Annotated in this window: 23 protein-coding genes, 2 tRNA genes and 1 pseudogene; 21 read left to right on the top strand and 5 right to left on the bottom strand. The window is 67.9% G+C overall.

Features of this window, described 5'->3' with window-relative positions:
- The 4 genes and pseudogenes from ACFV15_RS43220 to mobF form a co-directional block, all read left to right on the top strand.
- A pseudogene (locus ACFV15_RS43220) lies at positions 1 to 234 on the top strand (hypothetical protein); the annotation flags it as partial.
- A complete protein-coding gene (locus ACFV15_RS43215; RefSeq protein ID WP_378358636.1) occupies positions 231 to 2,399 on the top strand; it encodes a hypothetical protein in 2,169 nt (722 codons plus the stop codon). The pseudogene ACFV15_RS43220 and the gene ACFV15_RS43215, both read left to right, overlap by 4 nt.
- Positions 2,396 to 3,457, top strand: a complete 1,062-nt coding sequence (locus ACFV15_RS43210) for a DUF2637 domain-containing protein (protein WP_378358634.1) — start codon at positions 2,396 to 2,398, stop codon at positions 3,455 to 3,457. Before ACFV15_RS43215 ends, ACFV15_RS43210 begins: the two co-directional genes overlap by 4 nt.
- Before the next feature lie 220 nt (positions 3,458 to 3,677).
- Positions 3,678 to 8,129, top strand: a complete 4,452-nt coding sequence (gene mobF / locus ACFV15_RS43205; protein ID WP_378358633.1) for a MobF family relaxase — start codon at positions 3,678 to 3,680, stop codon at positions 8,127 to 8,129.
- A gap of 5 nt (positions 8,130 to 8,134) precedes the next feature.
- Here mobF and ACFV15_RS43200 read toward each other — a convergent pair whose 3' ends face one another.
- The gene (locus tag ACFV15_RS43200) at positions 8,135 to 8,548 is read right to left on the bottom strand and encodes a hypothetical protein (RefSeq protein ID WP_378358631.1); all 414 of its coding nucleotides are present in this window, start codon (positions 8,546 to 8,548) and stop codon (positions 8,135 to 8,137) included.
- A gap of 352 nt (positions 8,549 to 8,900) precedes the next feature.
- Between ACFV15_RS43200 and ACFV15_RS43195 the strand changes: the two genes are divergently transcribed.
- The 5 genes from ACFV15_RS43195 to ACFV15_RS43175 are packed head-to-tail and all read left to right on the top strand — an operon-like array spanning position 8,901 to position 11,042.
- The gene (locus ACFV15_RS43195; protein ID WP_378358629.1) at positions 8,901 to 9,113 is read left to right on the top strand and encodes a hypothetical protein; all 213 of its coding nucleotides are present in this window, start codon (positions 8,901 to 8,903) and stop codon (positions 9,111 to 9,113) included.
- Complete coding sequence (locus ACFV15_RS43190; RefSeq protein ID WP_378358627.1) at positions 9,110 to 9,577, top strand: hypothetical protein; 468 nt, start codon at positions 9,110 to 9,112, stop codon at positions 9,575 to 9,577. Before ACFV15_RS43195 ends, ACFV15_RS43190 begins: the two co-directional genes overlap by 4 nt.
- A complete protein-coding gene (locus ACFV15_RS43185; protein ID WP_378358625.1) occupies positions 9,574 to 9,975 on the top strand; it encodes a DUF2493 domain-containing protein in 402 nt (133 codons plus the stop codon). The genes ACFV15_RS43190 and ACFV15_RS43185 overlap by 4 nt, the downstream gene beginning before the upstream one ends.
- Positions 9,972 to 10,241 carry a hypothetical protein gene (locus ACFV15_RS43180; RefSeq protein ID WP_378358624.1) on the top strand — a complete coding sequence of 90 codons (270 nt, stop codon included), beginning with the start codon at positions 9,972 to 9,974 and terminating at the stop codon, positions 10,239 to 10,241. The genes ACFV15_RS43185 and ACFV15_RS43180 overlap by 4 nt, the downstream gene beginning before the upstream one ends.
- An 18-nt stretch (positions 10,242 to 10,259) precedes the next feature.
- Positions 10,260 to 11,042: a hypothetical protein gene (locus tag ACFV15_RS43175; protein WP_378358622.1), complete on the top strand. Its 783-nt coding sequence runs from the start codon at positions 10,260 to 10,262 to the stop codon at positions 11,040 to 11,042.
- Between the two features lie 177 nt (positions 11,043 to 11,219).
- Here the strand turns inward: ACFV15_RS43175 and ACFV15_RS43170 are convergent, their stop codons facing one another.
- Together ACFV15_RS43170 and ACFV15_RS43165 are read right to left on the bottom strand one after the other, a co-directional pair.
- Positions 11,220 to 11,483, bottom strand: coding sequence for a hypothetical protein (locus tag ACFV15_RS43170; RefSeq protein ID WP_378358621.1), 264 nt, complete (start codon positions 11,481 to 11,483; stop codon positions 11,220 to 11,222).
- A 12-nt stretch (positions 11,484 to 11,495) separates the two neighbouring features.
- On the bottom strand, positions 11,496 to 11,732 hold the full coding sequence (locus ACFV15_RS43165; RefSeq protein WP_378358620.1) for a hypothetical protein: 237 nt from the start codon (positions 11,730 to 11,732) through the stop codon (positions 11,496 to 11,498).
- Positions 11,733 to 11,769: 37 nt separating this feature from the next.
- On the opposite strand from ACFV15_RS43165, the gene ACFV15_RS43160 reads away from it, so the two are divergent.
- The 5 genes from ACFV15_RS43160 (at position 11,770) to ACFV15_RS43140 (ending at position 15,976) form a co-directional block, all read left to right on the top strand.
- The gene (locus ACFV15_RS43160) at positions 11,770 to 12,288 is read left to right on the top strand and encodes an AAA family ATPase (RefSeq protein ID WP_378358618.1); all 519 of its coding nucleotides are present in this window, start codon (positions 11,770 to 11,772) and stop codon (positions 12,286 to 12,288) included.
- Positions 12,285 to 12,524, top strand: a complete 240-nt coding sequence (locus ACFV15_RS43155; protein ID WP_378358617.1) for a hypothetical protein — start codon at positions 12,285 to 12,287, stop codon at positions 12,522 to 12,524. The genes ACFV15_RS43160 and ACFV15_RS43155 overlap by 4 nt, the downstream gene beginning before the upstream one ends.
- The gene (locus tag ACFV15_RS43150; protein WP_378358616.1) at positions 12,524 to 14,098 is read left to right on the top strand and encodes a DNA cytosine methyltransferase; all 1,575 of its coding nucleotides are present in this window, start codon (positions 12,524 to 12,526) and stop codon (positions 14,096 to 14,098) included. Before ACFV15_RS43155 ends, ACFV15_RS43150 begins: the two co-directional genes overlap by 1 nt.
- Positions 14,099 to 14,309: 211 nt before the next feature.
- The gene (locus tag ACFV15_RS43145) at positions 14,310 to 14,519 is read left to right on the top strand and encodes a helix-turn-helix domain-containing protein (protein ID WP_378358614.1); all 210 of its coding nucleotides are present in this window, start codon (positions 14,310 to 14,312) and stop codon (positions 14,517 to 14,519) included.
- 2 nt (positions 14,520 to 14,521) lie between these two features.
- Entirely contained in the window at positions 14,522 to 15,976 is a 1,455-nt protein-coding gene (locus tag ACFV15_RS43140) for a tyrosine-type recombinase/integrase (RefSeq protein ID WP_378358612.1), read from the top strand.
- 100 nt (positions 15,977 to 16,076) lie between these two features.
- On the opposite strand, the gene ACFV15_RS43135 is transcribed toward ACFV15_RS43140, so the two are convergent.
- A tRNA-Pro gene (locus ACFV15_RS43135) sits at positions 16,077 to 16,150 on the bottom strand.
- Positions 16,151 to 16,234: 84 nt separating this feature from the next.
- On the opposite strand from ACFV15_RS43135, the gene ACFV15_RS43130 reads away from it, so the two are divergent.
- The 5 genes from ACFV15_RS43130 (at position 16,235) to ACFV15_RS43110 (ending at position 19,147) form a co-directional block, all read left to right on the top strand.
- Positions 16,235 to 16,308, top strand: a tRNA-Gly gene (locus tag ACFV15_RS43130).
- 134 nt (positions 16,309 to 16,442) lie between these two features.
- Positions 16,443 to 17,099 (top strand): DUF998 domain-containing protein, encoded by a 657-nt coding sequence (locus tag ACFV15_RS43125; RefSeq protein ID WP_378358611.1) that lies wholly within the window; start codon positions 16,443 to 16,445, stop codon positions 17,097 to 17,099.
- Positions 17,100 to 17,146: 47 nt separating this feature from the next.
- The gene (locus ACFV15_RS43120) at positions 17,147 to 18,064 is read left to right on the top strand and encodes an ABC transporter ATP-binding protein (protein WP_378358609.1); all 918 of its coding nucleotides are present in this window, start codon (positions 17,147 to 17,149) and stop codon (positions 18,062 to 18,064) included.
- 5 nt (positions 18,065 to 18,069) lie between these two features.
- A complete protein-coding gene (locus ACFV15_RS43115) occupies positions 18,070 to 18,921 on the top strand; it encodes an ABC transporter permease (protein WP_378358641.1) in 852 nt (283 codons plus the stop codon).
- Between the two features lie 22 nt (positions 18,922 to 18,943).
- The gene (locus ACFV15_RS43110; RefSeq protein ID WP_378358640.1) at positions 18,944 to 19,147 is read left to right on the top strand and encodes a helix-turn-helix transcriptional regulator; all 204 of its coding nucleotides are present in this window, start codon (positions 18,944 to 18,946) and stop codon (positions 19,145 to 19,147) included.
- A gap of 52 nt (positions 19,148 to 19,199) precedes the next feature.
- Here the strand turns inward: ACFV15_RS43110 and ACFV15_RS43105 are convergent, their stop codons facing one another.
- Positions 19,200 to 19,475 carry a DUF3892 domain-containing protein gene (locus tag ACFV15_RS43105; RefSeq protein ID WP_378358638.1) on the bottom strand — a complete coding sequence of 92 codons (276 nt, stop codon included), beginning with the start codon at positions 19,473 to 19,475 and terminating at the stop codon, positions 19,200 to 19,202.
- A 188-nt stretch (positions 19,476 to 19,663) separates the two neighbouring features.
- Between ACFV15_RS43105 and ACFV15_RS43100 the strand changes: the two genes are divergently transcribed.
- Positions 19,664 to 20,119 (top strand): hypothetical protein, encoded by a 456-nt coding sequence (locus ACFV15_RS43100; RefSeq protein ID WP_378358608.1) that lies wholly within the window; start codon positions 19,664 to 19,666, stop codon positions 20,117 to 20,119.
- A 33-nt stretch (positions 20,120 to 20,152) separates the two neighbouring features.
- A complete protein-coding gene (locus ACFV15_RS43095; protein WP_378358606.1) occupies positions 20,153 to 20,593 on the top strand; it encodes a hypothetical protein in 441 nt (146 codons plus the stop codon).
- Positions 20,594 to 20,697 lie beyond the last annotated feature (104 nt).

The raw sequence follows: 20,697 nt of genomic DNA, 5'->3' as shown, positions 1-20,697 counted from the left end.
ACCACCAAGCGCATCAAGGCCGCGACCGCGAACTGCTCACTGGAAAACCACCAGCAGAGCGGGGAATGCCACGTGCCCGCGCCCGCGATCCCGGCCGGCGAGGCCCTCGCGGCGATCGCCGCGTGGTGGGGCACGGACAGGACATCGACAGCGCCCGAGCCCGACGCGCGGCTGGTCGCCGACGCGCAGGCCGCCGCCGCGGCGCGGCGACGTAACGGAGGTGAGCGACGATGAGCTGGTTCGCCAGGAGAAGGCAGGCTCGCCAGGCCGCCGCACGGCCCGCGTACGCGCGAGCCAGCGAGATCGCCGAGACCGCGATCGCCCGGCATCTGGAGTTGCTCGTGTCCGGAATGGACCGTGACGCGGTCGTCGACTTCAGCGACGAGGACGCAGACCCGGTGATCGCGCGCAGCGCGGTGGCTTCGTTCGACGACGCGCTCAACGCCGGGGTGCCGCTGGAGACTGCCCGCGTGGGCGCCGTCGCCGAGGCGACCGCTACCGCCGCGCTGGAGGAGTTCCAGCGGGTGCGCGGCATGCTCGGCGACGCCGCGGCCATCGAGGCCGCGAGCGGCACGTCCTCGGTTGCTCGGAACGCGGTGACCAGTTTCGTGTCGGCGACCAGCGAGGACGTGCCGCCCTCACTGGCTGCCGTTACCGCGAGGACGACCGCGACGATCACCGCCGTGGAGGAGTGGGACGCGCACCGCGAGGACGGTTCCGCACCGTATTCGTTCGACGACGAGTACGTCGGCGAGTTCGACGTCGACGACGGCGTGAACTGGGATGTCCGCTCCAGGACCGACATTCCGGAACAGGCACCGGAGCCGGGCAGCTGGATCGATCGCAACCTCGGCCCTGTCGCCGACACGTCCGAAGTCGCGGCGCCGGGCCAGCCGCAGCACGTGCTCGCCGACGAGATCGCGTACGCGGCCATCGGCCGGTACCTGGAGCTGCGCGCGGACGGCGTGAGCGCCGACGACGCCGCGCACGCACCCGACGTGGTCGCGCATTCCCCGATCGCACGGCAAGCGGTAAGCCGGTTCGACTGGGCGGTTGAGAGCGGCATGCCCGTCGAAGCCGCTCGGGTCAACATCGTCGCCGGGATCGTCGCGCAGACCGCCATGACCGAATACCAGGCACTGCGCGAACGAGGCCTCGACGTCGAGGAGGCCGCGCAAGCGGCGGCGGGTGACTCGCCGATCGCCCGCGACGCGGTCGAAACCCTTTACGTGCGCCTCGACATGGGCTGGCCGCTGGCCGAGGCGGAGGAATCGGCGGCAAACATCGCGGTCTACAACGCGATGGCGCTGCCGGACCGCGAACCGATCGTCGAGCCGATGCGGTTGTCCGACTTCACCGACGGCGGTCTGGGCGCCGACGCGTGGGACCCGAACGCGACCGAGACCGTCACCGAAGACGACGAGGCAAGCCGCATCGAGTGGTGGGCCGCCGTGCACGACCGATACGAGCAGCTGGTCGACACCAGGATTGACGAGGCAACGGCAGCCGACGACGCTTGGGAGCAGATCACCGCCGAACGCGGGCCCGAGCCGCCGCGTCGTCCTTTCGGCGTGCACACCGACGACGACCTGGTCGGCGAGGCCGACGTCGACGACGCCGACTGGGCTTCTTCGCCGCCGCCCTTTCCTGAGGTTCCTGAACGCGCCCCGGAGGCGGGCAGCTGGATCGCCCGCAATCTCCCCGACGCGCCATCGCTGGCGGTGCCGGAGGACTACGAACCCGCCGTGCTTTCCACCGAGGACGACGAGTCAGAGCAGCTGGCCTACGACCGCGGTGACGACGGTGCGGGTCTGTACATCGGCGGGGCCGACGCCATGACTATTCGGGCGAGCAGGTCCGCGCGCGAGGCGGAGGACGAAGCCATCGAGTTTGTCGACGACTCCGAGGCCACGTTCGAGGTAGGCGACATCGTGCGCAACCGGCGCACCGGCGAAGAGATGCGGATCAACTTCCGTCCGCAGGACTTCGAGTCGTTCTATTACGAGCGGGTCAGCCACGGCAGCAACGACGAACCCTCGCGCGAGCGCGACGCGGGCGGTCGTTTGCAGGACATGATCGAAGCGGCCGATGACGAGGAGTCCGATTTCGACGATGACGCGGACAGCGAGCCCGCTGGGCCAACGGCTTCTGCGCCCGATGCCGACACGACGGACGCGTTGCTCGGCCGGATCGACGAGTTGCTCGCCAGCCCGGACGCCGCACCGACCGTCGGCGACATCGATGCCTGCGATCAAGCGGTGCGCACCGCGTTCGAGGCCTTCACGACCGTGAAGTTCGCCGACCGTGCCGCCGAGGACGAGATCGCCCGTCGTGAGCGGCTGGTCTTTTGGAACGACGAGGACGCCGCCGAGATCGACGGCGCTTGGGAGCACTCATGAGCATCAACGACGCGCCGACCCGCCGCGAGGAGTTGCGCGCCGACCGGGTCGCCGACGCTGAGCAGCGCCGCGCCGACCGGGCAGCCGAACTGGCCGAGCAGCGCGAGGACCGACGCTTGGCGTTCGAGCAGCAGCAGGAGACCAAGGCCGCGCAAAAGGCGGACAGGGACGCCCAGCGGGACAAGCGCAAAGCCGCGCGCGCCAGGCTTGGAAAGGCGATCGTGTCCGGCGCGCGGACTCACGCCTTGGACTTGCTGTTCGTGCCGGTGATCTTGGTTCCGGCGATCTTGGCGTGGTCGGCGATGGCCGCCTACGGCAAGCAGGTTTTCGGCGGCGTCGGTGTTCTGCTGCCGTTGTTCAGCGAGGCCGCCATGTGGGCGTTCGCGTTCGCCGTGACCCTCGGGACCCGGCGCGGCGAGCCGACGGGGTGGCTGAAGGCGGGCGTGTGGGTGTTCGCCGCGGTCGCGGCTGGGTTGAACTTTCTGCACGGCTATTCGGATGGACACCACTGGGACATCGGCGTGGTGATGGCCGTGGTGTCCATCGGCGGCGTTGTCGTCCACCAGTTGATCACCGCGCGGTCGTCCGGCGGGCATCAGGCTCACGGCGAGTCGAGCCTGACCGTTCAGCCGTCCACGCCCGAGGCGTCCAACGCCGCACCGGTCGCGCCTGTCCAACCGCCTGCCGTTCAGCCGGAGCCTGTACAGGCCGCGCATGTTCAAACGGGCCCGGCGAACGCGCCCGTTCAACCCTCGGGTGCCGAATCCGGCCCGTCACCGTCCACGCCCGTCCAGCCGGAGCATGTCGCCGACGGCGCGGCGGACGAGGTCGAAGGACAGCGGCGAGCCGTGTCGTTGGCGTCCCCGGCGAAGGACCGGGCGCGTACCGCTGCGCGTCGCCACGCCGCGCATCACGGCGACCTCCCGACCGTTAGCCAGCTCATGGACCTTGCGGATGTATCCCGAGGCACCGCAGGTACCGCCCTGCAAGAACTTCGCGAACAGCCCGCACAGCTCCACATCATCAACGACAACACCCAAACCAGGAACCACCTATGAAGACCACCAACACCACCTCACGAAACGTCACTAAGAAGCCACCAATCAAGTCATCACCTCATCCACGCACCTCACGACCCAGGACCAAGACAAAGCCAAAGAAGAGTGCACACCTAGGCATCACGATCAGTTGGGCCGGTTCGCGCGTTCGCGCTGCCGGGACGCGTTCCGCGTTGTTGATCTTCGAATCTCGCGTGTTGATCTTCGTTGGGGGTGTCGGATGCTGACGATTTCTCGGGGATATTCGGTCAAATACCTCACGGAGGAGGTCGCGAAGGGCCGGGAGAACTACTACACGGACGCGGTTACCGAGGGGGAGCCGCCGGGCCGCTGGTACGGCGCGGGTGCCGAGAAACTCGGCCTGACGGGGCTCGTCGACGAGCAGGACATGACCGCGCTCTACGAGCAGTTCGTCGACCCGCGCGACGAGGCGTTCAACGATCCGGCGCGGTGGGCGGAAGCGTCCACTTTGGGCCACACGGGACGGAACTATCCAACGGAGGACGAGTTGTACGCGGCGGCGTTGGATGCCGAGCCGGACGCGAGTCCTGAACGCCGCGCGGAGTTGCGGTTGGACGCGGGCAAGCGCGCCCGGCAGAACGTGGCCTTTTTGGACGCCACGTTCAGCGTTCAGAAGTCGGTCACGGTCCTGCACACCGCGTTCGAGGCGCAGCAGGTCACCGCTGAACGAACGGCTGAACACGCCTCGGACGCGCTGAACGCGGCGATGTCCGACCCGGACACGGAGCCGTCGACGCTCGCCGAGCTGACCCGCGCACGCGACGACGCGGCCACGGCCGCGGCGTCGTGGCGGGCGCACCGCGACGCGATCGAGGACGCGATCTGGGCTGGGAACCGGGCGGCGCTGGACTACCTCGCCGAGCACGCCGGCTATTCCCGCGTCGGGCATCACGGCGGCGCGGCGGGCCGGTTCATCGACGCGCACGGCTTGGTGGCGGCGTCGTTCTTCCAGCACGACTCGCGCAACCACGACCCGCAGTTGCACATCCACAACGCGATCCTCAACCGCGTCGAAGGTGCCGACGGGGTGTGGCGGACGTTGGATTCCCGCGCGCTGCACAAGTTCCGGGGTGCGGCGGCGGCGGTGGGGGAGCGCACCACCGAGGAGCACATCTCCCGTGCGCTCGGGGTGCGGTTCGCCGCACGCCCGGACGGCAAGGCCCGTGAGGTGGTCGGCATTCCGCAGCCGGTGATGGACCTGTTCAGCTCGCGTCGGCGCGCGATCACCAAGCACACCAAGAGCTTGGTGGAGGCGTTCGAGTCGAAGTTCGGCCGCGAGCCGAACAGCCTGGAGCTGGACCGCTTGCAGCGCCAGGCCACGTTCGCCACCCGCAAGGCGAAGTCGCACGACGGCGAGACGGTCGAGGCACGCCTGGAACGCTGGGACACCCAGCTGCGCGCCGAGGTCGCCGGAGGCCTCGCGCAGGTCGCCCGTGACGTTCTCGACCTGACCCACGAGCAGGCCGAGCCCGTCGAGTGGTCGCCGAGCGCGGTGCTCGAGACCGCGCTCGCCGACGTGCAGTCCACGAAGGCCGGATGGACCGCGCCGGACCTCACCCGCGCGATCAGCGATGCCCTGCCCGATCAGCTCGGTGACCTCGCCGGGCCGGACGTCGCCCGCCTGCTCGACACGTTGACCGAGCAGGGGGTGGCGCTGGCGGTGCCGTTGGATGCCGAACGTCCCGGCGACGAGATGTTGCCGGATGCGTTGAAGCTCGCGAATGGACAGTCCGCGTACGACAAGCCCGCCGGGCGGCTGTACGCGACACCGGGCCATGTCCACACGGAACGGTCGCTGGTCGCTTCGACTGCGCGCGGCGGCACACCCGCGCTCGCCGCCGCGACGGCGGACGGGTTCGTCGCGGCCCTGGCCGAGGCCGGGATAGAACTCGGCGCGGACCAGGCAGCCGCCGTACGCGGTGTCCTGTCCTCCGGCGCGGCCGTCGAGTCGCTGGTCGGCCCCGCCGGAACCGGGAAGTCCTTTGTGGTCGGCGCGCTGGCGAAGGCATGGGAGGACCCGGACCTGTGGGACGGCGCCAACCGGCGCGTGGTCGGCCTGGCGTCGAGCCAGATCGCGACCGAAGTCCTCACGGGCGAGGGGCTCGCCGCGCGCAACATCGCGCAGTGGCTGGGAATCCAGCGCCGTCTCGCCGACGGCGGCACCTCACCCGAGGACGCCGAGTGGCGTCTGCGGGCCGGGGATTTGGTGGTGGTCGACGAGTCGGCGATGGCCAACACCGCCGACCTCGCCGCGATCCACGACCACGTCACCAAGGCCGGGGCGAAACTGCTCCTGACCGGCGATCACCGGCAGCTTGCCGCGGTCGGCGCCGGGGGCGGCATGGAACTCATGGCCGAGGCCGGAGCCGCCTACGAACTGGCCGAGGCTCGCCGCTTTTCCGCCCAGTGGGAACGCGCCGCGTCGCTGCGGCTGCGCGAGGGTGACGAGACGGTACTCGGCGAGTACCACAAGAACGGGCGCCTGCTCGATTCCGGCACCCGCGAACGCGCCGAGTCCAGCGCCGCGCGGGCGTGGCTGGCCGACACTCTCGCCGGGCAGCACGCTCTGCTGATCGTCGACTCGAACGAGCAGGCCGCGGAGCTGAGTGCTCAGCTGCGCGCGGAACTCGTCCGGCTGGGCCGCGTCGAGAACGACGGCGTCCCGCTCGGGTTGCAAGGCACGTTCGCCGGTGTCGGCGATGTGGTGCAGGCACGGCGCAACGGCTGGAATCTCGCCGGTGTCGAAGGGAACCGGCGCGGGCCGATCAACCGTGAGCAGTACCGCGTCCTCGCGACCCGCGAGGACGGCGGCCTGGTCGTCGCGCCGATCTTGGGGCGCGTCGACGGCGGCGAGCAGCTCGGCAACCGGATGACCCTGCCCGGCGACTACGTGTCCGACCATGTCGCGCTCGGCTACGCCTCCACCGTCCACAGTGCACAAGGCCTGACCGTGGACAAGGCGCACGCCGTGGTCACCCAGTCCACCGGGCTGGCGGGCCTGTATGTCGCGCTCACGCGTGGGCGGCACGGCAATGTCGCGCACGTCGCCACCCTCGCCGTGCCGAATGACACGCCGCCGGGGGTGACGCTGGAGGCGGTGCACCGCAACCCATCCGCCGTGCTCGCCACGGCGTTCGAGACCGCCACGCCGCAGCAGTCCGCGCTCGCTGCTGCGACCGAGTCCGCGCAGGACACCGCCGCGATTCGCACGCCGGCCGAACTGCTCGCCGACGCCACCGAACTCGCCACCGCCGGACGCACCGCGAGCTGGCTCGACCAGATGGTGGCCGCCGGGCATTTGAGTGAGAACCAGCGGGCGCGGATCGCCGCCGAGGACGGCGGCCCGACCCTGGCGCGGCTGTTGCGCCGCGCCGAACTGGCCGGGCACGACCCGCGCCAGGTGCTCACCGACGCGATCACCGTGCGCACGCTTTCCGGATCACGACAGCTGACGAACGTGCTGCACCACCGCATCACCGAGGCCACCCGCCTCGACCCGGTCGGCGACACCTACACCGACTGGCTGCCGCAGGTCGAGGACCCGCAGTGGGCCACCTACCTGCGATCGCTGGCCACCACCGCCGACCGGCGCCGCCACGAACTCGGCGACCAGCTCGCCGCCGAACCGGCCCCGTGGGCGGTCGAGGCGTTCGGCCCGGTCCCCGATGACCCGGACAAGAGGAAGGAGTGGGCGAAGCAGGCGGGAATCGTCGCGGCGCACCGCGAGCTGACCGGGCACGACGACCCTGACGCCGCACTCGGCCCCGCGCCGAAACCTGGCCAGGTCGAGGCCTACGCGTCGTGGCGCTCGGCGTGGCGGGCACTCGGCCACCCCGAGTCCGGCAGGGATGAGCTGGAGATGAGCGACGGGCAACTGCGGATGCGCGTCCGCGCTCACGAGCGCGAGGTCGCCTGGGAACCCCGCTACGTCGCCGACGAACTCGCCGGAACCCACCAGGCGATCCAGGCGCGGCGCCAGACCGCGACGATGCGCCGCGCGGAAGCTGACACGGCGACCGACCCCGTCGAGCGGGACCGGCTCACGCGGGAAGCCGTCGAGGCGGACGCGCTCGCCGACTTGCTCGACGAGCGTGCGCGGCAGCTCGCCGACGCCGACGAGGTGCGCGCCCAGTGGTTCGCCCACACCGCCGAGACACGCGCCTCCGCCGACCGCGCCAAAGCGGAGCTGTATTCGCGGCGCTGCGTGGACGGGCAGGACGAGCAGCCGGTGACGACGGCAGAGTGGCTCGCCGCGCACGCCGAGGCCACCGCCGCCGAGGACGTGCACCGCGATGTCGTCGACGAGGCCGATCTCGCCGACGTGGTCGAGCAGCGCGCCGTCGACACCGCGGCGGTCGAGCCGCTGCCGCACCCGGACGCCGCCGAGACCGGCGTCGACGACGTCCGCGACATCGCGGACGGCGAACCCGCGGTGGTATCGGCGCAGGAGGTGCGGGTGCCGTCGGCGGAGGAGACCGCCGACACGATCACCCGTGCGCAGCGCGCGCTGCGGGAGATCGCCGCGCGCCAGGCCATGGAGGAGAACCACGCGGCGGAGGAGGCGCAGGCGGCGGAGCTGGCGCGTCGCCACTCCGTGGACATTGCCGAGCAGGCCGCGGTCGACGACAGCGCGGCGGTGTCCGCGCGATGAAGCGGTCAGCCCTGGACGTGGGCGGGAACCTCGATCGGCGGCTTGCCGCTGCATCGCCACGCCCACGCCAGGGTGGCCACCACCGCGTTCAGCCAGCCGGGCCGGTTGCGCAGGTACTGCGGCATCGGGTCGCGGAACAGCAGCTTCTCCGCTTCCAGACACTCGGCAGCGATGACCTCCTGGTAGGCCAGGCCGATGCGTTCGGTCACCGGCGCGTACGCCAGGAACGTCTTGCCGTCCGACAGGCGGACTTGGGCGCCGGCCAGCCACCGGCAGGTTTCCACCACGCCGTATGCGGTCCACGTCTTGTCCCGGTCGTAGGCCTGCTCGGCGGCCACCCACAACCGGGCGAACTCGACCACCGGCACGCGCAGGTTGCGCTGCGGGATTCCGTCGAGGTCGCAGCCGGTGAGTTCCATCCGTCGATGGTGACACGAACCACCGACACAAACACGGCCCCGGACGGGCCAAAAAGCTGACAAAGCACCGCCCTCTGCGGGCGGAACTCGGAGCCGCCTGCGGCGGCGCTCTGTTTAGCCACTTCGTGGCCCGGCTTAGCACGGCCCTGCTCACTGTCAAGGGGTCCGAAAACTTTTTGGCCGCGAAAAGCGTGCGTCCAAAAACTTTCCGGCCTGATCCCTTGACAGCAAGCCTCTCGGGCCGCGCACGGCGCCTAAGAGCGGTGACGGGGCAAGCCCGTCGCCCGCATATCGGGCCACTACGAAAAGCACCCCCACCCCACCGGATCACCAACCACGAAGGGAAATCGCCATGACACAGCCGAAAAAGACCCAAGAGCAAATCGCCGCCGACCTGTGCGGCATGACCGTCGAGCAGTGGCAGCACACCAAGCAACAGGCCACCGCCGCGAAGGGACGCGGCCGACGCCCGGCGGGAACGGCTGGCGCCGAAACCAAGCTCGCGCGCTGGGGCGAGGTCGACGGCCAGGAGCAGCTGTTCGCGGGCGACGAGCAGGAGGGATGACGATGGGGCTGACGTACGTGGATGGTCCGTTCGCGGATGCTATCGGCGGGTACGACCACGAAGGTTTCGCGAACCGGCTGATGCCGGACGGCCAGTGGTCTAACGGGGAGTGGTCGGCACGCTTCCCATCCGACGCGCACGTCGGATTCCGCGCCGAGTGCATGTGTGGCTGGCACGGCAACGAACTGTTCCCGCCGACCGACGACGGCGAGGAAGCCGCCGGAGACGCGTGGGACGAACTGCACCTGCAGCCGTTGATCGAGGCCGAGGCACGCAAGCACACGGTGCGCGCGGACCGACTCTTGCGGTGGATGAAGGACGTGCGCCGGGCAGGGCTGAAAACCGAGCCTGACCCGACCGCGCTCGGCGGGGAGCGGCTGACGGAGAGGTCGCGAGGGTTCGGCGACGCACTGGAGCTGCTGGGCGAGTTCCTGGAGCAGCAGACACGGGAGCAGCAGCAGTGAGCGAGCAGCCGCAGCGAGCTGTTGCCCGCGTGCTCGTCACCGGGTCACGCACGTGGACCGACACGGCCGTGATTCGGGACGTGCTCGCCGAGATGTGGCGGCGCTATCCGGGCGCGGTGCTGGTGACGGGCGGGTGCCCGCGTGGCGCAGACCGGCTCGCCGAAGACTGCTGGGCTCACTGGGGCGGGCAGGTCGAACGCCACCCCGCCGACTGGAACCTCGGCCGCGCCGCCGGATTTCTGCGCAACCAGGCCATGGTTGATGCCGGAGCCGATCACTGCGTCGCCTTCATTCACGCGAACTCACGCGGCGCTACCCACTGTGCGGCCTCCTCCCGCGCAGCCGGAATCCCGACCACCGTCCACCGCACTGACTGTCTGGAAAGGACGTACCCGTGAACGACAACGGCACATCCCAGTACCTCGCCAAGGCCGCCGAACTCATCGCCAAGGCTGCCGCATTCAACGAGTCGAACCACGGGCCGAGGGCGAAGTGGCCGTCCTTTGTGACGTACCAGGAGAACGCCTTGCGGTGCGCCGACGCGTACACCGCGCTCGCCGCGATCGAGCACGGCCAGGTTCCCGCCGGACTGGTCGAGACCATCCTTGCCGCCCTGCCGATCAGCCTCACCTCAGACCACACGACACCCGTCTGCCCCTGCTGACCACAAAGGACCATTGCCATGAGGTGCATCGCCCACAACATTGACTACTGCATCCCCTGCAACAGCTGGCCGACAATCAAGCCGTTCAGCACCAGCTTCGAGGGCTACACCGCCAACCCCGAGGACCCGCAGCAGTGGCCGAACAGCGTGTCGGTCGAAGCGGTCGAGGGTACCGGCCCCACACTCGAAACCGGGGTCAGCGACGTCGAGACGGACTACGCGGACGTTGCCGATGTTCGCCAGCTGGTCGAGATCGATACCAACTACAAGCCCGGTCGAAAGAGCGAGCACCCGGTCCGGCTGACCCGCGCCGCCGCAGTGAAGCTCGCTGCTGCCCTGCTGGAGGCGACCGATGACACCTTCCACTACACGCGGTGCGGACCATTGCGTCCCTCCGAAGCGAAAGAACTTCTCTACGCGTTGAGCGCGGTTGAGTACCAGCTGACCGAGATCCGCGAGCACGCGCTCGGAGACCTCCTCGTCGGCGTTGGACTCGCCGGCGACTCCGACGAAGCGACCGAACCGTCGGCCACTGACTCGATCGCTTCAGTCCCTGTCCACCCTGATTCCCTCGCCGGAGCGATCGCGGCGATGTTCCCTGCCGTGGCCGCAGACATGAAGGACTCCCCGGTCTTCGGCCTGCTCAATGGGGCGGTGTCGCGTGTGTGTCGCGAACAGGGAATCACGGCCCGCCAGGTGTTCGAGTCCATCGACGTCGCCGACCGCGAGTTCGCGCAGTGCCACAGCGTCGACGCCGCCTCGTTCCTGCTCCGCCGACTCACCGAGCAGGAAGGGCGGTGAACCCGATGCTCAGCCAGATTCGCCGACGTCTCGTGATCACGTTCCTGGGTGTCTGTCCGGAGGGTTGCTACAAGCACTTCCGCGACGGCAAGTGGGTGTGCTGCAAGTGCGGCGACGGCGCCTGATCCGCGCGGGTGTGGGGCCAGTGCCTAGCTGGCCCCACACCTGGCATCGAGCCTACGCAACCGCTTCGACCAGGAAGGACAGCCGATGATGTCCACACTTATTGATCCCGAGCGGCAGTTCCTCGGTTGCCTGATGCGGCTTCCAGCCGACAAAGCACGACATCTGCTCGCGGGGATGCGCGCCGACGACCTCGCCGACCCCGTCGGGGCGTTCGTGCTCCAGCTCGCGATCGAACTGGTCGCACTCGACCAGCCTCCCGCCCCGGTCGCCCTGTTCGTCCGTGCCGTCGACACCGGTCGCGCCGTTGGCGAACACCGGCAGACCTGGTTAGGCGGGTGGATCGGCGAGACCTACAGCGAGACCACCACGCCCGCGCTCGCCCCGTGGCTCAAGTCCGCTGTCCTGGAAGCCGCATGGCGACGCGCACTCGCCACCCACGCACACCGTGTCGCGCAGGCCGCCGACGGCAGCCCCGCCGAGGTGCTGCGCGACGTCGCCGACGACACGGCCACGGTTGACGACCTGTGGGCCCGCTACCAGTCCGCGCTCGAACAGCCCGCACAACTCGAATCCTTGCCCGACCTCGATACGGAGGCCACTGATGAACCGTCCCTCACTGCTCGCCACCATCGGCCCCGCAGGGGCCGGAAAAACCACGTGGCGCAACCGCTGCGTACCGGTCGTCGCCGACGTGGTGTCGCTCGACGACATCCGCGCCGAGTTGTCGCCGTGCGGCTGCTCCGCCGACCAGACGGTCAACGCCGCCGCCGTTGAGGTGGGAACCGCGATGACCCGCGCGGCGCTGGCGGCCGGTCGCACCGTCGTATGGGACACCACCGCCTACCTGTCCGGGTTCCGCGCGCATCTGCTCGACCTGGCCGCCGAGTTCGGCGCCCGCGCAGTCGGCCTGCTTGTCCTCCCGCCGCTGGACACGGTTCTCGTGCGCAACAGCCGCCGCGACGGCACACCCTGCCCGCAGTGCGGGTTTTCCCGACGCGTTCCCGAAAACCGCGTGCGGGAAATGCATGACGCCATCACCGCCGCCTTGCCCAGCTTGCCCACCGAGGGCTGGCACGAACTGCGCTACCTCACCCCGCAAGCGAAGGAGAACAGCCGATGAGAATCCGAATCGAAGGCACCGAAACCGAGATCGCCGCTGCAGTCGAGCGGATCGCGGCCGTGCTGGAAGTGCAGGAAGCAAGCCGCTTCTATGCGAATCGCGGTAGCTCCGTGCTGGGCCGGGTGTACCTGACCGTCGCAGCGCCACCCTCCACACCGCCGATGAAGCAGGCCCAGTCTGAACGCGAGGACCAGCCTCGGCGACTGCCGCGAGCCGACCGAAAGGAGATCGACTGATGTTCACTCTCTACGACGAGTTCGCAGGATTCGGCGGCTCCTCCCAGGGCGCCGCCGCGGTGCCCGGTGTCGAGCTGATGCTCGCCGCGAACCACAACCCGCTCGCCGTGGACGTGCACGGCATGAACTTCCCCGACGCGGACCACTACTGCGGAGACATCGCCAAGGCCGACATCGCCGGGTTCCCGCGCGCGGACCTGTTCTGGTCCTCGCCGTCGTGCCCGCCGTGGACGGACGCGCGCGGCGTGAAACGCGACTTCGACCGCTCCACCCAGGGTGTCCTGTTCGACTTCGCACGCGGCCCGGTCGCCACCGACCCGAACGTGGCGCGCGCCCGCGCGCTGATGGAGGAAGTACCCCGCTACCTGCAAGCCATGCGCCGCAAGGGCAAGCCGGTACTCGCTGGGGTCGTCGAGAACGTGGTCCAGGTTCGCAAGTGGGATGAGTTCGGCCGGTGGCGCCGGGAGATCGAGGTCGAGGGCTACCGCACCCGGCTGGTCGCACTGAACGCGATGCACGTCCACGGCCCGGTCACCGGGCGGGTCGCTCAGTCCCGGAACCGGTTTTTCATGCCGTTCTGGCTGGCAGAACTCGGCCGGGACCCGGACTGGGACAAGTGGCTGCGCCCTCGCGCGTATTGCCCTGGCTGTGCTCGCGTGGTGGACGCCATGCAGGTGTGGAAGCGACCGGGTGTGGAGATGGGTGTCTACGGCGCCCGCAACGGCCAGTACGTGTACCGCTGCCCGAACTCCACGTGCCGCAACCACGTCGTCGAGCCCGAGGTGCTCCCGGCGACGACCGTGATCGACTGGGCGCTGCCGCCGGGGCAGCGGATCGGGGAGCGCGTCGACGGCAAAGGCCGCCCGGACCCGCTCGCCGACGCCACCCTCGCGCGCATCGAAGCTGGGCTCGCCAGGCACATGCGCCCGCTGATCGCACCGGCCGGTGGCACGTGGCGTCAGCACGCCACAACGGTTGACGAACCCTTGCCGACCCGTACCACCACCGAAACCGACGGTCTGGTCGTCCCGCCGCTTGTGGTGCCGGTCGCCAAGCGCGCCGGAGTCGACACCGCCACCACCGTCGAGCAGCCCCTGCGAACCCAGACCTGCCGACGCGAGACCGCGATCGTTATCCCGCCGTTCATCTCCCTCATGCGCGGCGGCGGATCGAAGACCACCGCCTACCCCGTCGACGGTCCGCTGCCCACCGTTTCTGCGCAGGGCAACCACCACGGACTCGTCGGCCCGAACGCCGACACCACCGCGATGCTGCTTGCGTACTACTCCAACGGCGCGGCGCGGCCAGCGAACGAACCGATCGGGACACTCACCACCCGAGACCGGTACGCGCTGATCGGTGGCCAAGCACCGATCGAGCAGTGCACGTTCCGCATGCTCGCCACCCACGAGATCGCCGCCGGAATGGGCTTCCGCAAGGACTACAAGGTCAAAGGCTCCAAACGCGACCAGGTACGCGGCTACGGCAACGCCGTCCCACCAGCCATGTCCGAAGTCCTCATCTCCGCACTCGTCGAAGCCATCGGCGGCGAACCGCTTAGCCCCGCTGCCTGAGCGCGGACGTTTGGATGGGCCTCCGAGGGTTTCTCTCGGGGGCCATTTCTCTGTGTCAAAGAGCATTCTTATGCATGTGGCTGCGAACCGTGCGACATGTGCAAATGAGGTGAAACCAGCAATGAATTGAACCGAATATTTATCCGCTCAATTTCGCTGTTTTGAAGTACGGTTGGTTGCATGAGAAACAGTGGTTGCATAGGGAGGCGAGATGAAATCAACTGAAGAGGCAAATGCTCCGCGCGAGATGCTGACGGTCGAACAGGCCGCCGACCGACTCGCGGTCAGTCGCACCACCATGTTCGCGCTGATCAAGACCGAGGTAGTCCCGAGCGTGCTTGTTGGTCGCTATCGGCGCATCCCCGCTGGCGAGCTGGCGGCCTACATCGATCGCCTGTCAGGCGAGCAGAAAGGAGTCTGACCGTGCCACGCAAGAAGCGTCCAGAAGGTACGCGTGCCCCGAATGGTGCCAGCAGCATCTACCTGGGTGAGGATGGGAAGTGGCATGGACGCGTGACGATAGGTGTGCTCGATAACGGAAAGCCGGATCGGCGGCATGTCGAGCGGAAGACCGAGGCTGAAGTAATTAACAGGGTGCGGGAGCTAGAGCGTCTACGCGACAGCGGCAAGGTGCCCAAAGCCGGATCGCAGATGTGGACCGTCGAGGCGTGGCTGATGCATTGGGTCGAGACAATCGCGGCACCATCGGTTCGCGAGAACACGCTGGCCGGTTATCGAACGGCGGTCTACAAACACCTGATTCCCGGGCTTGGCGCCCACCGTCTACGCAAGCTGGAGCCCGAGCACCTGGAGAAGTTGTACGAGAAGTTGACCGATCGGGGCGCGAAGCCCGGAACGGTTCACCAGGTGCACCGCACTGCCAAGACGGCATTCAACGTCGCGCTCGATCGTGGACGGCTGGACACGAATCCGGCGAAGTTGGCGAAGTCGCCGCGCCTGGATGAAGACGAGATCGTTCCGCTGACCGCGGCGGAGGCGAAGCGGGTATTGGCCGCGGCTCGCGGTCGGCGCAATGGCGCTCGGTTCGTGATCGCTCTTGCGCTCGGCCTTCGGCGGGGCGAGGCACTCGGGCTGAAGTGGACACGAATCGACCTCGACGCCGGTCTGCTGCGGACGCCTCGACAGCTGCAGCGGCACAAGTGGAAGCACGGATGCGACGACCCGCATGCGTGTGGTGGGCGGCTCCACAAGGTCAAGCCATGCACCGACGGGTGCGCCAGGCATGCAAAGTGTCCGCCGGCGTGTTCGCTCGACTGCGTACGGCACGCAAGCTCCTGTCCGAAGCGTCGCGGGGGCGGCCTGCGCGAAGTTGACGTGAAGTCAAAGGCCGGACGCCGTACGGTCGGCATCCCCAGGCCATTGCTCGAGTTGCTGCGCACACACAAGGCCGCGCAGGACGAGGAACGGAAGTTTGCTGGCACCGAGTGGCAGGAGGGCGGCTGGGTTTTTACGCAGCCGACCGGCCGGCCGCTCGATCCTCGCGCCGATCACGACGAGTGGAAGGCGTTGCTGGCCGAAGCGGAGGTGCGTGACGCTCGATTGCACGACGCTCGGCATACCGCGGCCACGATGCTGCTGGTCCTCAAAGTGCCGCTGCCCGCGATCATGGAGGTGATGGGCTGGGGCGATGCCGCAGTGGCGAAGCGGTACGTGCACGTGCCCGACGAGGTCGTTGCCGAGATCGCCGGGCAGGTTGGCGACTTCCTGTGGAGCGATGCGACAAAGCCGTCCACGCCAACACCTCCAAGGTCCGGCGATGACTCCCTGATCGATCAGCTTCAGCGGCTCCTCGACGCCGCCAAGTCGTCGAGCTACCCCGACGACGAAGAGCCACCCGCTCTTCGAGTGGTGGGCTGAATCCGTATAACACCTTGTACCGAGACGGAAACTGAGACGGCGGGGCTGCTCGTATTCGAGCGGCCCCGCCGTTTCTGCTGGTCCAGTAGGACCCGACCAGTCGGGATGACAGGATTTGAACCTGCGACCCTCCGCTCCCAAAGCGGATGCGCTACCAAGCTGCGCCACATCCCGGTCTCCACGTCCCCCTGAGGGGTGGTGTGAGCACAGCCTAGCGGTAGCCGCTAAGCTTGCCTCGCACCCGGTACCCGGGAGCGCGCGGGTGTAGCTCAATGGTAGAGCCCTAGTCTTCCAAACTAGCTACGCGGGTTCGATTCCCGTCACCCGCTCCATCTGGGAAAAGCCCTGGTCACGACCTCGTGATCAGGGCTTTTTTCATGCCCGGAACCCGACAAGCAACCTAGTCTTGACAAAAAAAGTTGTCGGTGAGACCTTGGGTGGACCACGGACCGAAGGGATCACGACGATGGCCACCTACGCGCTCGACAACCCCAAGACCAAGGCCACCACTCGCGCCCGGCTGCTGGCCGGAGTCGTCGCGGGGCCGCTCTACCTCGCGCTCGGGTTCGCGCAAGCGGTCGTGCGGGAAGGCTTCGACCTGACCGTGCACCCGTTCAGCTTCCTGAGTCTCGGGGAGGGCGGGTGGGTGCAGATCGTCAACTTCGTGCTCACCGGAGTGCTGTTCGTCGTCTCGGCCACTGGCCTGCGCAGGGCGATGCGCGGCAGTACCTGGGGGCCACTGCTCATCGGGGGAATGGGGGCCGGGATGGTCGCCGGGGGAGTGTTCACCGCCGATCCCGCGTTCGGGTTTCCCGCAGGGGCGCCCGCGGGGCAGCCGGCAGGGATCAGCTGGCACGGCACCCTGCACATGGTCGCGTTCATGATCGCGATCGTCGCGTGGACGTTGTCCTGCTTCGTTTTCGCTCGCTACTTCGCCTCGAAGAAGCGCAAGGGCTTGGCCGTCTACAGCGTGCTGACCGGGGTCGCGCTGCTCGCGACGCCCGCGTTCCTCGGCACCCAAGGTGGGGTGGTTCTGCTTTACATCGTCGCGACGCTCGGGTGGGTGTGGAGCTCGGTCGCCATCGGGAGCCTGCTGAAGGAGCATGGCAACGCTGATATGTAGTAGGTATGCTATGAGTCGAGGTAGCAATGAGATGGGGGGCGAAGACGATGACGACAGTCCTCGACGTCGAGGGCCTGCGCATGCGTTATGGCACCAACGACGTGTTGCACGGCGTGACTTTTCAAGCCAGGCAAGGGGAAGTCGTGGTCTTGCTCGGCCCGAACGGGGCAGGCAAGACCACCACGATCGAGATTCTCGAAGGCTTCCGGATGCGGTCGGCCGGTCGGGTCGCGGTGCTCGGGGTGGATCCGGCACAGGGCGGGGAGGACTGGCGGGCGAGGCTGGGGGTCGTTCTGCAGTCGTGGCGTGACCATGGGAAATGGGGTGTGCGGGAGCTGCTCGCGCACCTCGGGTCCTACTACGCGTGCTACTCGACCGAGCAGATCAAGCGGCCTTGGGACGCCGATGAGCTGGTGGAAGCCGTCGGGCTGACCGAGCACGCCGGCAAGAAGATCCGGACGCTTTCGGGTGGGCAGCGGCGACGGCTGGATGTCGCCATCGGCATCGTGGGGCGGCCGGAGTTGCTGTTCCTGGACGAGCCGACCGCGGGGTTCGATCCCGAGTCGCGGCGGGAGTTCCACGATCTGGTGCACCGGCTCGCCGATGAGCACGAGACCACGATCCTGCTGACGACCCATGATCTGGACGAGGCCGAGAAACTGGCCGACCGGATCATGATCCTCGCGAACGGGCGGATCATCGCCGACGGCTCCGCCGATGAGCTTTCGCGGCGGATCGCGGGGGAGGCCGAGGTGCGGTGGTCGCGGGACGGGCAGCGGTTCGTGCACTCGACCACGGCGGCCACCAAGTTCGTCCACGGGCTTTTCCGGCAGTACGGCGAGTCGGTCGAGGAACTCGAAGTCCGCAGGGCGTCGCTGGAGGACACCTACATGACCTTGGTGCGCCAGGCCGAATCCGGCCAGGGCGAGCCCGACGTGCGCACACTGGAAGAGGTGGCGGGATGACCGGGATGACTCCGACCATGACCGCGTTGCGTGCCGGGTGGAATCGCGGGCTGATCGAGCTGCGGCAGTCGTTCACCAACGGCCAGGACCTGTTCGGCCAGTTCTTCTGGCCGGTCCTGTTGCTGGCGACGTTGTTTTTCATGCGCGGGTCGCAGGTGCCAGCCGGCGGGATGGTGCTCGGTGCGATGGTGCTGCCGAGCCTGCTCGGGATGAACATCGTCTTCTACGGGATGCTCAGCATCGCCCAGCTGCTCACGGTCGAGCGCGAAGACGGCACCCTGTTGCGGGCCAAGGCGATTCCGAACGGCATGCTCGGGTATCTCTTCGGCAAGCTCGTCACGGTCTCGGGCGGGCTGATCATCAACATCGCGATCTTGCTGATCCCCGGCTCGTTCATCGTGGACGGCTTGGCGGTCTCCAGCGTCGGCTCCTGGCTGATGCTGGCGTGGGTGCTGGTGCTGGGCATGGTCGCGACGCTGCCGCTCGGCGCGGTGTTCGGCGCCGTGTTCACCAGCCCGCGCAGTCTCAGCCTGCTCATGCTGCCGATGATGGGGCTGGTCGCGATCTCGGGGATCTTCTACCCGATCACCGAAGTGGCACAGTGGCTGCAATGGCTCGCGCAGGCGTTCCCGATCTACTGGCTCGGCCTCGGCATGCGCTCGGCGATGCTGCCGGACAGTGCCGCCGCACTCGAGATCGGCCATTCGTGGCGGCACCTGGAAACCATCGGGGTGCTCGGCGTCTGGGCGGCGCTCGGCCTTATCCTCGCGCCGATCGTGTTGCGCCGGATGGCGCGCCGTGAATCGGGATCGAGTGTGGCCGAGCGCCGGGAGAAGGCGATGCAGCGTGTCGGGTGAGGTGGTGCACAACCGCATCGCCATGTTGCGTGCGGAGCGCGGTATTTCGCGGCGGCAGCTCGCCGACGGTCTCGGCGTGCACTACCAGACGATCGGCTATCTCGAACGGGGCGAGTACAGCCCGAGCTTGTTCCTGGCGCTGAAGATCGCGGAGTACTTCGAGGTGGCGGTCGAGGTCATTTTCTCGACCGAGCCGTTTCCCCGGCTGGGCGAGCGCTCAGCGTAGAAACCGTCCTTGGAACGATCGGCGTTCCGTGGCGGTCCTCGTCAGCCGTCGGTCAAAATATTGGGAGCTGCAAGAGATTGTTCGTCCACATTCCGTCGGCTTTAGTCTGGAGAAACTTCTGGTATCCGACGTGGCGGACATAAACCTGAGCGCCCCGTCCGATACGGGGCTCCGTGTATGCCGTGTTGCTGCTACTTTGCTCTAGCCAGTCGACGATTGAATCGCGCGAGCTCGTGTGGGCTGTGGAGTCGCCGTCCCAGTGGTATTGGAGTTTTGCTATGTGCTCGTGGCCGTGGCCGCCCTCTAGGTGTACGGCTGTTATGCGCATCGCCATATTCTGCTCCTAGCTAGTTGAATCCTGATCGCTATGTCGAGCTGTTGATGTTCAACTCGCTAACTAGGGGCGTGATGTTGCCTGCTGTTACCTTGCCGTGGTTTAAATGTTGCTGCGGTGACATGGGAGATCCGCGCTCGCGTGGATGCCCTTACAGAGTTCCGTTCAGCTAGTCTCAGAGTATGCGCTGGCTGGCGCTCGTGGTGGCGCTCCTGCTCGCAGCCTGTTCGGCCGAGGTGCCCGGCACCCCGGCGGCGAAGCCAGCCCTCGCCGCCGCCACGCCGCTCGAGCTGCGCTTCCTGGTCGAGACCGACGGGAACGTGCTCAAGGACAAGGCGGGCATGAGTTACCGCGTCGGGCCGGTGGTGCTGGTGCTCGCCAAGTTCAGCAAGGCCTCGGTCGGATACGCGCCCGCGAGCGGGCACCACGTCCGGCTCGAACTGCCCGAGGACGAGGCGGCGAAGTTCGCCAGGTTCACGGCGGAGAATGTCGGTAAGCAGGTCGCGATGGTGGTTGGTGGGAAGGTCGTGTCCGCGCCGACCATCGAGAGTCCGATCACTGGCGGTGCCATCCGGATCTCCGGCGAGTTGACGGCAGTTCAGGCGCAGGAGATCGTCGACGCGATCAGGGGCAGCTGAATCCGAGTCTGCCGGTCTTGAAAGACTCGGCGCATGCGTTTGCTCCCTCTCTTGCTTCTTGCTTGTCTGCTGACCGGCTGCTCCGCTGAGGTCATCAACGCTCACCAACCATTGGAACTGCGTGTCGTGGCCGAACCTGGCGAGACGACGCTCAAGGACAAGGCGGGCACCGAGTACCACGTCGGCCCTGTGGCGCTCGTGCTCGCGCGGTTCACCGGGATCAAGGCGGGGTACGACCAGCAGAGGGGCTCGCGCGTCATCAACATCACGCTGCCCGATGAAGAAGCGGCCAAGTGGGGCAAGTTCACCGAGGAGAATCTCGAAAAACGGATCGTGATGGTGGTGGGAGGCATCGTACAGAGCGTGGACACGATCCGGAGTCCCATTCTCGACGGGAACCTCCAGCTCACGGGGCGGACACTCACCACGGCCGAAATCACTCAGCTTGCCAAGGACATCAAAGGTGGGTCGTGAGTGTTTAGACCGGTTAGAACCCAATGCCACGTAGCTTAAGTTGATCAGGCTGCGCGGGTGAGTCCGCGTAGTCTGATCGTGGGTGGGCCGGGGTGGTGGGTGCT

The organism is Amycolatopsis sp. NPDC059657 (assembly GCF_042734395.1).
Lineage (GTDB): Bacteria > Actinomycetota > Actinomycetes > Mycobacteriales > Pseudonocardiaceae > Amycolatopsis.
The sequence above is the reverse complement of the archived record's forward strand: the minus strand, read 5'-3'. Positions and strand labels throughout refer to the sequence as shown.

Coding starts and splice junctions, on each gene's coding strand:
- ACFV15_RS43200 (WP_378358631.1), bottom strand. CDS start 8,548: ATGGAACTCACCGGCTGCGACCTCGACGGAATCCCGCAGCGCAACCTG.
- ACFV15_RS43125 (WP_378358611.1), top strand. CDS start 16,443: ATGGCCACCTACGCGCTCGACAACCCCAAGACCAAGGCCACCACTCGC.
- ACFV15_RS43155 (WP_378358617.1), top strand. CDS start 12,285: ATGAGAATCCGAATCGAAGGCACCGAAACCGAGATCGCCGCTGCAGTC.
- ACFV15_RS43210 (WP_378358634.1), top strand. CDS start 2,396: ATGAGCATCAACGACGCGCCGACCCGCCGCGAGGAGTTGCGCGCCGAC.
- ACFV15_RS43120 (WP_378358609.1), top strand. CDS start 17,147: ATGACGACAGTCCTCGACGTCGAGGGCCTGCGCATGCGTTATGGCACC.
- ACFV15_RS43150 (WP_378358616.1), top strand. CDS start 12,524: ATGTTCACTCTCTACGACGAGTTCGCAGGATTCGGCGGCTCCTCCCAG.
- ACFV15_RS43190 (WP_378358627.1), top strand. CDS start 9,110: ATGACGATGGGGCTGACGTACGTGGATGGTCCGTTCGCGGATGCTATC.
- ACFV15_RS43145 (WP_378358614.1), top strand. CDS start 14,310: ATGAAATCAACTGAAGAGGCAAATGCTCCGCGCGAGATGCTGACGGTC.
- ACFV15_RS43105 (WP_378358638.1), bottom strand. CDS start 19,475: ATGCGCATAACAGCCGTACACCTAGAGGGCGGCCACGGCCACGAGCAC.
- ACFV15_RS43175 (WP_378358622.1), top strand. CDS start 10,260: ATGAGGTGCATCGCCCACAACATTGACTACTGCATCCCCTGCAACAGC.
- ACFV15_RS43215 (WP_378358636.1), top strand. CDS start 231: ATGAGCTGGTTCGCCAGGAGAAGGCAGGCTCGCCAGGCCGCCGCACGG.
- ACFV15_RS43100 (WP_378358608.1), top strand. CDS start 19,664: ATGCGCTGGCTGGCGCTCGTGGTGGCGCTCCTGCTCGCAGCCTGTTCG.
- ACFV15_RS43115 (WP_378358641.1), top strand. CDS start 18,070: ATGACTCCGACCATGACCGCGTTGCGTGCCGGGTGGAATCGCGGGCTG.
- ACFV15_RS43095 (WP_378358606.1), top strand. CDS start 20,153: ATGCGTTTGCTCCCTCTCTTGCTTCTTGCTTGTCTGCTGACCGGCTGC.
- ACFV15_RS43160 (WP_378358618.1), top strand. CDS start 11,770: ATGAACCGTCCCTCACTGCTCGCCACCATCGGCCCCGCAGGGGCCGGA.
- ACFV15_RS43195 (WP_378358629.1), top strand. CDS start 8,901: ATGACACAGCCGAAAAAGACCCAAGAGCAAATCGCCGCCGACCTGTGC.
- mobF (WP_378358633.1), top strand. CDS start 3,678: ATGCTGACGATTTCTCGGGGATATTCGGTCAAATACCTCACGGAGGAG.
- ACFV15_RS43110 (WP_378358640.1), top strand. CDS start 18,944: ATGTTGCGTGCGGAGCGCGGTATTTCGCGGCGGCAGCTCGCCGACGGT.